Origin of the sequence: Clostridium sp. OS1-26 (assembly GCF_030915445.1) — a bacterium.
Lineage (GTDB): Bacteria > Bacillota > Clostridia > Clostridiales > Clostridiaceae > Clostridium_AM.
In genome coordinates this window covers 266,195-279,491 of record NZ_CP133264.1, presented here as the reverse complement: position 1 = coordinate 279,491, position 13,297 = coordinate 266,195, and the positions used below count along the sequence as shown (strand labels likewise).

At 32.0% G+C, this 13,297-nt stretch carries 9 protein-coding genes and 1 pseudogene; 9 read left to right on the top strand and 1 reads right to left on the bottom strand.

The genetic code is table 11. The annotated features are described in order from the left end of the window. Window positions 1–11 precede the first annotated feature (11 nt). Window positions 12–796 (bottom strand): annotated as a pseudogene (motA, locus tag RCG18_RS01460) (flagellar motor stator protein MotA). A gap of 469 nt (window positions 797–1,265) precedes the next feature. Here motA and RCG18_RS01455 point away from each other — a divergent pair. The 9 genes from RCG18_RS01455 (at window position 1,266) to fliF (ending at window position 13,295) form a co-directional block, all read left to right on the top strand. After that, window positions 1,266–1,604 carry a hypothetical protein gene (locus tag RCG18_RS01455; protein ID WP_308039669.1) on the top strand — a complete coding sequence of 113 codons (339 nt, stop codon included), beginning with the start codon at window positions 1,266–1,268 and terminating at the stop codon, window positions 1,602–1,604. Window positions 1,605–1,931: 327 nt separating this feature from the next. Next, complete coding sequence (locus RCG18_RS01450; RefSeq protein ID WP_308039668.1) at window positions 1,932–4,157, top strand: cell wall-binding repeat-containing protein; 2,226 nt, start codon at window positions 1,932–1,934, stop codon at window positions 4,155–4,157. A gap of 13 nt (window positions 4,158–4,170) precedes the next feature. Then, window positions 4,171–8,052, top strand: a complete 3,882-nt coding sequence (locus tag RCG18_RS01445) for a DUF5050 domain-containing protein (RefSeq protein ID WP_308039666.1) — start codon at window positions 4,171–4,173, stop codon at window positions 8,050–8,052. Between the two features lie 172 nt (window positions 8,053–8,224). Next, the gene (locus RCG18_RS01440; protein ID WP_308039665.1) at window positions 8,225–8,908 is read left to right on the top strand and encodes a hypothetical protein; all 684 of its coding nucleotides are present in this window, start codon (window positions 8,225–8,227) and stop codon (window positions 8,906–8,908) included. A 101-nt stretch (window positions 8,909–9,009) separates the two neighbouring features. Continuing rightward, a complete protein-coding gene (locus RCG18_RS01435) occupies window positions 9,010–9,906 on the top strand; it encodes a flagellin (protein WP_308039664.1) in 897 nt (298 codons plus the stop codon). Between the two features lie 602 nt (window positions 9,907–10,508). After that, entirely contained in the window at window positions 10,509–10,910 is a 402-nt protein-coding gene (gene flgB, locus RCG18_RS01430; protein WP_308039663.1) for a flagellar basal body rod protein FlgB, read from the top strand. Window positions 10,911–10,934: 24 nt separating this feature from the next. Beyond that, a complete protein-coding gene (flgC, locus tag RCG18_RS01425) occupies window positions 10,935–11,369 on the top strand; it encodes a flagellar basal body rod protein FlgC (RefSeq protein WP_308039662.1) in 435 nt (144 codons plus the stop codon). 13 nt (window positions 11,370–11,382) lie between these two features. Next, window positions 11,383–11,685: a flagellar hook-basal body complex protein FliE gene (fliE, locus tag RCG18_RS01420; RefSeq protein ID WP_308039661.1), complete on the top strand. Its 303-nt coding sequence runs from the start codon at window positions 11,383–11,385 to the stop codon at window positions 11,683–11,685. Between the two features lie 17 nt (window positions 11,686–11,702). Continuing rightward, on the top strand, window positions 11,703–13,295 hold the full coding sequence (gene fliF, locus RCG18_RS01415; protein WP_308039660.1) for a flagellar basal-body MS-ring/collar protein FliF: 1,593 nt from the start codon (window positions 11,703–11,705) through the stop codon (window positions 13,293–13,295). Window positions 13,296–13,297 lie beyond the last annotated feature (2 nt).

Sequence of the window (13,297 nt, the reverse complement as noted above, 5' to 3'; positions counted from 1 at the left end):
TCTCCTTTACCCTAATCATTACTACTTGTCGATTCAAATTTTTTTCTATCTTTAGGACTTAACATACTTAAAAGTTTTCTCTCAATAGTCTTAGGATTTTTTCCTTCTTGAATTGCTAAAATACCTTCTAATATTATATGCTTATTACTAACTTCTTCATGTGACTTCCTTTTTAATCTGGACGCCAAAGGATGCCAGACAACATATCCAAAGAAAATCCCATATATAGTAGCTACGAAAGCAGCACTTATAGATTCTCCGAGCTTTGCTGTATCATTTAAATTTCCAAGTGCACCAATCAGACCTATAACTGCCCCCAAAACTCCCAGAGTTGGAGAAGCACCTCCTGCTGTTGTAAAAATTGAAGCACCGCCTCGATGCCTTTCTTCCATTGCCTCAATTTCATCAGATAGGACTTGTCTAATATATTCCGGTTCAGTACCATCAACTACCATCTCTAGTCCTTGTTTCATAAATTGGTTACTCATATCCTGAACCTTGCTTTCCAAAGACAATAATCCATTTTTTCGAGTTTCTTGTGCCATTTCAACCATTAGCTTAATTATTTCTATTGGATCTTCTTTTCCCTTTTCGCTGAAAACAGCTCCAAATAATTTAGGTATGTTAAGAAAATCCTTTTTGGAAAAGAGTTCATTACCGCTGCTGCTGTACCTACAAGAATTACTATAACTGCCTCACCATTGATTAGTATGGCTACAGTTGCACCTTTCAAAAGCAATCCTGTACTAACAGCAAACAATCCAACAATAATACCTATTATTAAAAATATATCCATTTTTCACCTCTATTTATAATGTGTTACAATAAATTTGTCGATGTTTATATTAGTTTGTAAATTTATCATGTAATTATAGTACCATATTATTTGTCATATGAGAACCATTTTATGTCATAATATGTTGAAAATGTGACTTAAATAGAAAAGCCTTCTTTGATAACTAAGTAATGCGATGTTTATACAAACAATTTATTAATAATTAGTAGGTGTTTATCATAATTCGAAAATATCAATTTTAGAGGCAATTAATTTCTTAATCTATTTAGATGAAGTTAGCTAATTTTCTTGTAAAGTGGTGATACTATATTAAAAATTATGATAATAGATTATTTAATTGCTATAAATTCTATAGTTTTTTACATTTTTTTTTCTATATAATTGACATTAAAGAAACTGCACTGATAAAATAGAAATATATAGCATGGTTTGAAAACTATAGTAATCATCGAAAAGGTGGGAATTTAATTTGAGTAGCGAAGAAAAAATATTAATAAGTAAAGAATGTATAGATAAAATTAAATCCGGATTAAATACGATAAAAGTTGTTACTAAAGATAAAAATATAAAAAAGGAAACAGAGGACTTATTAAAGTTATTAGAAGCTGAGACAGCTGTAAATGGACTATCTCTTGAGGAAAGAATTCTTAAAAAAATGAAAGAAGCAAAAAGTATAGATCCAGATATGAATGCTAATTTATACATATTACACCGTAAATTAGTAAATAATCAAATAACTGAACAACAGGCGCTGCAGATGTTTGAGATGTATATTAAAGATGAAGGAAATGGTCTTAGATTTTATTAAGAATAACATTAGTTTTCGAGAGGCTGTTAAAATAACCTGTTTACATATGGTTATTTTGACGGCTTTAATTATAATGTAGTAAAAATATTTGGTTAATATAACTATTTTAAGACTAATTTTCAGTAAATATTATATAAATATTCCATAAAAATGGACGATAATATTAAAAATGTGAATTATAGATAAAATAACTCTACTTAGCAAAGATTACAGCAGTAGAAGCATATATAGGTTTAAGTTATGGAAGATCTTTTATTGGGAGTTAAATTCTTATAGCATTATAATAGTGATTTTATAATTAACGGAAAAAGGAGTGTTTTGCCTTACATGAATAACAATAAATTTTTATTTGTGCTTAAAAGTAAAAAACTTGCAGTGCTAGTAGCAGCAGTAGCTTTAAGTATTTCTTTTAGTTTTACTAAGGCACATGCAGCTGCTACTGCAGTTAGGTTTAATGGCATTGATAGATATGAAACCGCTGCAAAGGTTTGTGAAGACGGCTGGCAGGGAGATTCTAATTATGCAGTTATAGTTAACGGAGAAAATTTTCCCGATGCTCTATCTGCGGCTCCGCTTGCTAAAAAATATGAGGCTCCCATTTTGCTTACAGGTAAAGAAATATTAAATCCATATACATCAGTTCAGCTTAATAGATTAAATGTAAAAAATGTGTTCATAATAGGTGGCAAAGGTGTTGTATCTCAGAGTATAGAAGATGCTCTTAAAGCTAGAGGTATTAAGGTTACAAGAATTGGAGGAGCAGATAGATATGAGACTAGTGTTTTGGTGGCGCAAAAACTAGGAAAACCAAGTGAAATTGCTTTGGTTAACGGAGATGACTTTCATGACGGCTTGTCTATAGCAGCTATAGCAGCTTTAAAAGGAATGCCTGTAATTTTAACAGCAAGAGATTATATGCCTAGTGTTACAAAAAACTATTTTGGTAGTAATGGACAAGTTGACCAGGTATATGTAGTGGGAAATAGCGGACAAGTCACTAATAGTGTAGTGAGTTTAGTTCCAAATGCTAAAAGAATAGGCAATGGAGATATTTATGGAAGAAATACCGGGGTAATAGATGCTTTCCAGAACGAAGTTAGTACGGGAACTTTATATATTGCATCTGCAAAGGATTTTCCAGACTCTTTAGTAGCAGCAGCATTGGCTCCAAAGACTTCTTCACCAATTTTATATGTAGATTCGCCTATGTCAGCTTCAACAATTAACTATTTGAGGTCTAAAATAATTAATAATATAAAAATATTAGGAGGTGCTGGTGTAGTAGACTATGATACTCAGGAAAGAATTAGTTATATTCCATTAGAAGTTAGTAATGTTAATGATATAACAGATTTTATATGGCAGGGAGAAAAATACACTCCTAGACCTACTATAGTAGTAACTGCTAGTGATGGTAATATAAAAGAAGTGCCTGTTAAATGGAATTTATCAAAAATAAACACAACAAAGCCTGGTGTTTACACTATTAATGGAAAAATTGAAGGTACTGATAGATCTGTAGTTACTACTTTAGTGGTTAAACCTTTACCAGTAAAAATTGGAGACATTGCTTCAACAGCAGATAGCAGAAGCTCCTTTTCATTGCCAGAAACGGTAACTGCTCAAATGTCTGATGGAACTACAAATAAGGTTCCTGTTACTTGGGATTATGGAACACAGGATATTAAAACTCCAGGAGTTTATAATTTTACAGGCACTGTAGATCATTATTCCAAGAAAGTTAAACTGACATTAACTGTGAATGTAAAAACTGAAATATCTTCTATCAATAATATTAAGTTAAGATTAAATGATTTAAATAGCTTTTACTCATCACCATATTATACTCAAGTTCCTGCAAATATGACAGATGGAAGTACCAGTCTTGTATATATAAACTGGGATATGTCTAGTTTAGTTGACTATCCAGGCTATTCTGGAGTATACAAGGTAAGTGGTAAAGTTTCTGGATACTCCTCTAACATAACTGCAATCTTGGTTACTGGAAATGCACAAGATCCAACGCCATCTGATCCATTTAGTCCAAGTACACCTAGCAGTTCAGGAGGTGCTACTGTTAGCTTACCTGAAATAAATATAATGGAAGGTGATAAGTATACATTACCAGCTAAGGTCAAGAACCCTGCTACAGGAAAAGATGAAAGTGTTACATGGACCACTAAGTACATAGATACTAATGTAATAGATACTGGAAATATAGAAACAAGTAGAGTTGAAGCTATATCCTTTGAAGGAAAATCTAAGGACTCCAATATGACTGCAACAGTTGTAGTGAATATGTGTCCTAAAGTTATGGGAATTGATGCTGATAGTTTAAATGTTACTATTAGCAAATCTAGTTATTATGGCAGAACCTATACTTTACCTAGTCAGCTAACAGCAGTGCTGTCAGATGGGACTAAAAGAAATATAGCTGTTGACAGTTGGAGTGTACCAAATATAAATATTAGTACAATAAAAACCTATAAAATTACAGGAAAAGTAAAACTGTATTCAAGTCCAGTAACGCTTACTGTTACTGTAACAGAATAGAAGGAGGTAAAATATGAAAAAAACTAAAATGTTATTACTGGCTGTAGCAGTTGCTCTGGGAACTTCTTCAGCGGTATATGCCTTTCCAGCTAACAAGGAAGTGTTAATAATAGGGAATAGAGCTTTTGATGTCAGCTCAAATACAAGTGATATAAATTCATTGACAGGTAGATTTAGTGATCCTGACTTTGCAAACTATGTAGCAAACAATATGAATAATATGTATTATGTGAAAAGTGACAGCAGTGGTACACCTACAATTGTTAAAGATGTTTTTAATGGACAAACGATGGGTGAAGCTGATTTAGTTAATAAAACTGGAGGTAGAATAAATTACTATCAAGGAAACAGTACTGCAGTTAGCGATTATTGGGTAAATCAAAATAATCAATATAAAAGTAGTTCTGATATAGGACAAGGTTCAAACAACACCCAAAACCAATATATTACTTTAGAAATAGATTCAAAAAATGTAGCTGGATCTTTATATCTTTATACTTTTAAGGTTGATCAAGTAGTAGGAGTACCTGGTGCAGCATATTATAGCATAGGGGCTGCTGGAACTAACGTTTCTCCCTTTAAGACTAATCTTAGCTATATGATTGATACAAGCACATTTGTTTCAAATTCTAGTGCGGTTATTCCATTATATATCTATTCAAGTGATATGAGAACTAAGATAGCCGATGCATCATTAAAGGCAAGCGATTTATTAACCAGCACTACTAGTTCAGCAGCAATTTCAGGTTTTGCTGTAAAAACAATAAAGTTTAACACAGTATCCAATCCTATAACACCGATTTTATCAAGATATGTAGTCTTAGGAAATACAAGTAATGGCGGATATTTAGATTGTGATACAAACTATATTTATTATGTAAACACTGGTGATGGAAATAAAATATATAAGAAAAATGAAGCAGGAACGGAAAACTATTCAATATGTGATGATAATTCCGGTTATATAACTGTTTATGGAGATTGGATATACTATTGTAATTATTCAGATTCAGGGAAAATATACAAGGTAAAAAATGATGGAACTCAACGTCAAAAAATAAGTGATAATAAGGGTACTTATTTGAATGTATTAGACGATAAGGTATATTATGTAAATGCTTCAGATAGAGGCAGAATTTATTCTTTAGATTCTGCTGGAAACTCAACAAAGTTAAGTGATGATGAGGCTGCATATTTAGTATTAGGTGCTGGCAATAATCTCTACTACAGTAACATAAGTGACAGCAAAAATCTCTATAAAATTGATACCTATGGTAATAGAGGCAAAGTCGATGACTTAGGGAAGAGTAATGCAGCTAACTATGTAAATGTATCAGTAAATTCCAGTGTGGCTTATTACTCTAGCAATGATGGAAATGTGTATCGTTCTGGAGATCCATACAATCCAATTAAGATAAGTGTACAAACCACCAATGGGCTTGTAACTGATAAGATAGCAAATATAAATGTATCTAATGGTTCTATATATTATAAGAGTTTAGTAGATGGTGGTAAGCTATATAAGGTTGGCGCAAATGGCGGAGTTGCACAAAAAATAAGCAATGATAGTGTTGATGCTATATTTGTATATTCTTATAATGGATTAAAGGATGATGTTTACTATTTAAAATCAGGTAAAATGTTTATGATTACTGCAGATTCCTTAACAGGAACTACACTTCCAAAACCTATAGCAATAACAAAGCCTAAAGCTAATTTAAAAATATCTAAAATAGATGCAATACCAATGGTATATACAGATTACAGCGATTCATCAAAAACTATTGATAAAATAGATGTTTTAAGATATCTACCAGATAAAATTCCGGCTATAATGAGTGATGGAACAATACAACAGGTGCCTGTAAAATGGGATATCACAGTGCCTAAGGCGAAAAATGGAATTTATACTTATAGTGGTACTGTATTAGGTTATGGAAATAAAGTAACTATAAATTTAGCAATAGCTACGCTTTCAGGTATTAATAGTGGTAACACACATGCTTACAATGAAGTCGGCAAAAATGACAGTGTTGTAATAGATACTGGTGCTTTGTCAAGCGGTGATGTAGTTAAAGTTTATACTGTAGGAAATACGAGTAAAGTGGCTAAGACTGCTACAGTAGATGCTACTGGCGGGGTAGTTATAGGAGGCCTAGACTTTGGAGTAAACGCTGGTTCAGTAAAAGTTACTGTAACAAAACCTGGTAAGGCTGAAGGTTCTCCGTTATTTGTAAACTTTGGACCAGAAAGAGGACCAGCTCCAACTATAGCCGCTTGGAATTTAGCAAATACACAGTTAATTTATAATACAGCTAATGATACAATTACCATTAAAGGAATTCAAATAACAGCAGAGGATACTTACCAAGTTTATGTTGGCAGCCAGACAGATATTAACAGAGCAAGTAATGATGATAGCAATTGGTATGATTTAGCTTCTACTGGTAGTAATCCACTACCTTCAACATATGGTACGTATAATTCTAGTACAAAAATATTAACCTTAAATGGTAACTCAGCTAATAGTTGGATTACTGTTCCATCTGCTAATTTGAGATTTGGCGGAAACGGAGCAAAAGTATTCTTTAGAAAGCAAGGCAGCCCAGCAAGTCAGGCTACTTCATTTGTAATTAATCCAAGAATTCCAGCACCATATGGAATAACCTTTGATGAAGCTGCTAGAGTGATAAGAGGAACTACTGACAGACAACAATATTCTTTAGATGGAGGCACAACTTGGATTGATTGTACTAACAATACTACTAGTATTAGTGGAGGATTCCCAAATTTATATGCTATTCAGGTTAGAATTAAACCTACTCAAAGCACTTTAGCAAGTTTAGAAGTAGTTCAGGTTAAGGTAACAGACTTAGCAGGTACAAGCACAAATCTAGCAATAACCACTCCAGCAACAGTAGATGATACTAATGGAACAATTACTAATACTGGAAACGTGATCAACTTGAAATCTTCAGTTCCAGTAACCTGGAGGGTAGTAGATTCAAGAGGTCAAGCTACTAATATTGCTTCAATTCAACAAACAGACGGCACTCATGCAGTATTAACAGGTTACGAAAATGGAGTTGTAAATGTAGTTGCAACTACAACTGATGGCAGCAACATACAAGGTAATGTAAATGTCAATATAACAAATCAACCAGTTATTACTGTAAAAAATACTGCTGAATTAGCAAATGCAATTAATTCAGGTTATATTAGAGTGATTAAACTTGTAGGTATAGGCGGAAGCTATAATTTAAATACTTTACCAGTTACAGCTTCAAAGAAGTTGACTATAATAGGACAAGACTTGACTTCTGTATTAAATATTTCAAGTAACTTAGCAGCAGTAGATGGTGGTTCAGGATTTGCTAATTTGAATCTTAAGAATTTAACCGTTAAGGGCAATGGAGCAAATGGCAATTTAATTACAGTTTCAGGTGGTTCATTAACTTTAGATGGAGTAGCCTTTGATTCAATTAAGGGTACTTCTGTAATTAATCAAAGTGCAGGAACTGTAACAATTAATAATTCTAAGTTCTTACCATCAAATGTTGTGAATAATGCTGTAGTAATAACTAGTGGATCCATAACAAACAGCTATTTCACTGGTAATAGTAATAATAGTTCTGAAACTGGTGCAGTAAAGGTAAGTGGAAGTGTAACTCTGCAAGGAAATACATTTACAAACTATAATCAAAACAACGAATCAGCTATTAAACTTGGATCAGGATTTAGTGGTATTATAGGTGGAATTGCAAGAGATTATTGGAATATAATCAATAATTGTAATATAGGTATTGACTTAAATGGTAATGGTGTAAGCGCTGATACATTAATGACTAACAACTCTATAGACGTAAGAACTATAACAATACCAATAAAACCATAGATACCCATATATCTAAAAAAGCAGTAGGATATCCTGCTGCTTTTTTAAAAAAGTATTAGAGTAGTTAGAATGAAACAAGATAGCCTGTAAAGATATAATGAAGAAAAACGATAATTATAAAAAATATGTTAGTTTATTTAATATATATTAATAAGGAAGGTCCGGTGAAAAAATGAAACTTAATAAAAAATTAGCGACTTTAATAATGGGCTTTGTTATGGCTTCAACTTTAACTCCTACAGCAGCATTAGCCTATGATAATGATATAAATCGAATAAATGATAAAATTATCACTAATACATATAAAAATTGGATAATTAGATTTAACTCAGCTGTGGACACTAATTATTTATCAGGGGTTGTTCAAGTAAAAGATATAACTGATGGAACAGTACAACAGGTGACTGTATTACCTAGTGATGATGTGAATACAATAAAAATCAATGCGCCTTCACAGGGATATAAATTAGAACACAATTATGAAATTTTAGTAGATAAAAGCATAAGATCTAGAACGGGTAAAAATCCAAATAGAAAGGCAGTTATGAATTTTACGGTTATGGATCTAAGTAAAAGTAACTACTCTGCTAATATAAATGTAGTTGTTTCTCCAATTATTCCAGCATTAAAACAGATAGCTATTAATACAACCGATCTTCCACAGATAAAGAAATTTAAAATAGATGGAAATGATAAAGTTTTTGCAATAGATGATAAAGCAGTTTCTGCGATAAATGCAAGCAGTGCAACAATATATTTTTATGGTAGCGATGGTATTACTGTAATTGGAAAAGGAACATTAGATGTAAGTCAGTCAAGAAACAACTTAAGTGTAAAAATTAACAATGCAGAGTAATAAGTTTATACTTTTTATTCAAGATAATAGCTATTGGGCAAAAAATGGTATAGTGTAAGATCTAATGTAAATATGTAAAAAAATAGGTTTGGAGTGATAATATGAGACTAAGTCACAATATGGCTTCATTAAATATATATATGACACATAAAAGAACCCTAGAAAGCCAAAGTTCTGCAATGAATAAAATATCAACAGGTTATAAGGTTAATAATGCGAAGGATGATCCTAATGTCATAGCACAAAGTGAAAGAACGAGAATGCAGATAAGAGGACTTCAAATGGCAGGGAAAAATAGTCAAGATGGTATAAGTATGCTTCAATCAGCTGAAGGTGGCCTTGACAGTGCAACTCAGATGCTTCAAAGAATAAGAGAGCTTGTTGTACAAAGTGGAAGTGGCTCTAGCACAGATGGAGATAGAAAAGTTATACAAAATGAAATTAATCAGATGGTAGAGGGAATTGGAAGTATAGTAGATTGTACAGAATTTAATGGGAAAAGCCTTTTAAATAAGACTAAATTGAATGAAGGTACAGTATCAGGTGATGGAGAGTTTGTAGAACTAGATATGCCTGTAGGTGCCAATGCTGGAGAAAGTGTAAAGATCCCAATTTATGATCTATCACCAGGAGAGCTTAAAGTAAAAGATGGAGTTCTTGCAGGAAAGAGTCTTAAAGATGTTAATATTGAAAGCGGTGGAAAATCTATTGATGATGCATTAAGTATTTTGAACAATGCTCTTGATAAAACCATTTCTGTAAGAAGTAAATATGGCGCACTGGAAAATAGATTTGAGGATACTATGGATAATGTAAGTGAGATTTCAGATAGAATGGAAGGTGCTGACAGCAATCTCAGAGATGCGGATATAGCTGAAGAAATGATTAAATTTACCAAGGATAATATATTGCTAGAAGCTGGAAGTGCAATGATGGCACAATCAAACAAATTTCCACAGGATGTTCTTAGAATATTGGAAAATTTAAAAAGCCGCTAATCATATAAGCAGACATACAAAATCTTAAGTAGATATCCCAAATCTTAAGCAGGCATCCAAAATCTATGATTTTGAGATGGTCGCTTACTCATTCGACAATAGGAGAAGGAGTTTCATATATTAAGTTTATAAAAAACAGTTATCAACTTTTAGATACATAAACAAAAACTAAAAGTTGATGACTGTTTTTATTTTAAAAAATATAATAAATTAATTATATGTTAGATTAAATATTGATTAAATACTTATTGAATATTCATGACAAAATATGCTAATCTATTGTATAATAATAAGGACAAAATTAAATAATAATAATTTTATGTAAAAATTTGGAGTTAAATCAATGAAGCAATAAACCAATAAATCATTAAATTATTAATATACTTTTAAATAATTTTTAAAAATATATTAACACAAGCGATAAGTACTATTATATAATTAATTATAACTAGGATAGTAACATAAAAATTAATAACAAAATACAAGTTTAATATAAAATAAAATTAGATTAAATTTTTTTTTAATTTAAGCAGGAATTTTATTCTAAATGTCTAATTATATATAAAGTTGAGTATAATTTATGAAATATAGGGGTTGATGAGTTGAATATACAAAATATGTCAAAAGACCAAGTAACTTATAATTTAATGAAAAAGTCTTTAGATGCTTCTTCTACAAGGAGTAGGGCTATTTCGAACAACATTGCCAACATAAATACCAAAGGATATAAAAGGCAGTATGTAACCTTTGAAGAGTCACTTAATCGAAGTATAGATGATCTGGAACTTAAGACTAGTGATGAAAAGCATATGAAGTATGGAAGTGAGTATGGAGAAATTAAGGTGGAAACGGATAAAAGCTCCAGCATAAGAGAAGATGGAAATAACGTGGATATAGAGAATGAGGAGACAAATCAAGCAGCAAATACATTAATGTATAATGCATTAATAAGTCAGATTAACAGTAGATTGTCTATGGAAAGATATGTGGTTAATGGAAAGTAATATAAAGAAGGGGGATAAAAATAAATGTTAAAAGCATTTAACACTTTAAGAATAAGTTCAAGTGGACTTTCAGCAGAAAGACTTAGGATGGATACTATAGCTTCAAATATAGCAAATGTTAATACTACAAGGGGAGCAGATGGACAACCATATAAGAGAAAGGTTGCAGTTTTTCAAGAAAATTTAAATAATGAATTAAATAAGCAAACTGGAAGATACGAAGATGTACCAACGGGAGTAAAAGCAGTTGGAATCGAAGAAGATAACTCTCCTATGAGAAGGGTTTATGATCCTTCTAATCCGGATGCGGATGTTCAAGGATATGTAACAATGCCAAATGTAAATATACTTAATGAAATGGCAGATATGATAGTAGCTACAAGAGCTTACGAAGCAAATGTTAGTGCTGTTAATTCAGAAAAAAGCATGTTTTTAAAGGCTCTAGAAATTGGCAGATAAGGAGAAGTGAATTATGAGAATAAATGAATTTGTACCAGATAATAAAATCTTTGAGAAAATTGGAAATAAGCAAAACAATCAAGAGGAAAGTGCAGGAAGTGGATTTGGAGATATTTTAAAAGAAAAGCTTGATGATGTTAATGCTAAGCAACTTAATGCTGAGAATTCAACGCAAAAGTTTATTTCAGGTGAAGATACTGATATACATAAGGTTATGTTAGATACAGAAGAAGCTAAAATGTCATTAGAATTGGCAGTGCAAATTAGAAACAAATTTGTGGAGGCCTACCAAGAATTAAGTAGAACACAGTTATAATAAGGAGTGCTAGATTAATGGGTAAGCTATCACAGTTATTAAAAAATTTGGTGGAAAAATGGAAAGGGCTCAGCAGAAATAAAAAAATAGCCTATGGAATAATTGTTTCAGGAATTATAGCATCAATAGTATTTTTAAGTATATCATTAGGCAAAACAAAATATGATGTTTTGTTTTCCAATATGGATCCTACTGATTCTGCTGCAGTTTATAAAAAACTTCAAGATCAAAAAATTGATGCAAAAGTAAGTGGGAATTCTATTTTAGTTCCTAAAGATCAAGTGGACAAGCTAAGAATGCAAATGCTGGCAGATGTACCATTAACAAATGGAAGTCAAGGCTTTGAGCTTTTGGATAAAAGTAAATTTGGGTCTACAGACCAGGAGATGAAAATAAATTATCAAAGGGCTCTTCAAGGAGAGTTGGAAAGAACAATAAAGGGTTTTGATGAAGTAGAAAATGCCAGAGTTCATATTGTTTTGCCAGATGATACAGCTTTTGTTAAAGACACAGATCCCGGAAAAGCTTCTGTTACAATAAAGCTAAAGTCAGGAGCAAAACTAAGTGAAGATCAGGTAAAATCAATTGTTTCTTTAATATCTGGAAGTGTTAAAAATATACCAAAAGAAAATGTAGAAGTAATAGATGACAAGATGAATCTACTTTCTAAAGACTTATTTAACAATAATAAAGATATGTCAAATTCTACAACGCCTGCAGAAAAGCAACAGCAGTTAAAACAGCAGTACGAAAAAGATGTGGAAAAAAGATTGCTTAGCATGCTTGAGGCAGTTTATGGAAAGGACAAGGTTAAAGTAAAGGTAAATGCAGACTTAGATTTTGATGCAGTGCAGCAGGATTCTGTAACCTATGACCCAAAAAGCGTTGTAGTTAGTGAGCATAATGTAAAGGATAGTTCCACAACTCCAAATACAAGAGCCTCTAATAGCCCAGTAGATAATAATATGACTAATACGACTGCAAATAACAATAATAATAATGGAATTTCAACTCATGAAGAAAGTACGAAAAATTACAATGTACCAAAGGTTGAGCAAAAAACTATAAAGGCTCCAGGAGCAGTTAAGAGGTTAACAGCATCTATAGCATTAGACGGAAATGTAGATCCAGCAACAATAACTTCTGTAAAAAATCTTGCTGTATCTGCTATAGGTTTTGATAATAATAGAGGAGATAGCATAAGTGTAGAAGGAATTCCTTTCGATACTAAATCAAAGGATGATGTTAAGAAAGATTTAGATGCTATGAACAAAGCTGCTCAGGATGTTGCAAAACGTAAGACTTATATAATAGCAGGAATTGTAGGAGCTATATTATTAGCAGCAGCAACAGCAGGATTTATAGCATGGAGAAGGAAAAAGAAAGAAGAAGAGGAACTGTTTGAAGAAGAACTTCAATCTCAAGGCATTGATGTTATCATAGGTGATGAAATGGATGCTGCAGGTGGACATCCTAAGTTTAAACCTATAGACTTCGAGACAGAAGATGAAAAGACTCATATCGAAAATGAAATAAAGAAATATGCTAAAGAAAAACCTGAACAAGTTGCAGATATTGTGAAATCATGGTTAGCAGAGGATGAGAGGTGATA

Coding starts and splice junctions, on each gene's coding strand:
- RCG18_RS01450 (WP_308039668.1), top strand. CDS start 1,932: ATGAATAACAATAAATTTTTATTTGTGCTTAAAAGTAAAAAACTTGCA.
- RCG18_RS01445 (WP_308039666.1), top strand. CDS start 4,171: ATGAAAAAAACTAAAATGTTATTACTGGCTGTAGCAGTTGCTCTGGGA.
- RCG18_RS01440 (WP_308039665.1), top strand. CDS start 8,225: ATGAAACTTAATAAAAAATTAGCGACTTTAATAATGGGCTTTGTTATG.
- RCG18_RS01435 (WP_308039664.1), top strand. CDS start 9,010: ATGAGACTAAGTCACAATATGGCTTCATTAAATATATATATGACACAT.
- flgC (WP_308039662.1), top strand. CDS start 10,935: ATGTTAAAAGCATTTAACACTTTAAGAATAAGTTCAAGTGGACTTTCA.
- fliE (WP_308039661.1), top strand. CDS start 11,383: ATGAGAATAAATGAATTTGTACCAGATAATAAAATCTTTGAGAAAATT.
- fliF (WP_308039660.1), top strand. CDS start 11,703: ATGGGTAAGCTATCACAGTTATTAAAAAATTTGGTGGAAAAATGGAAA.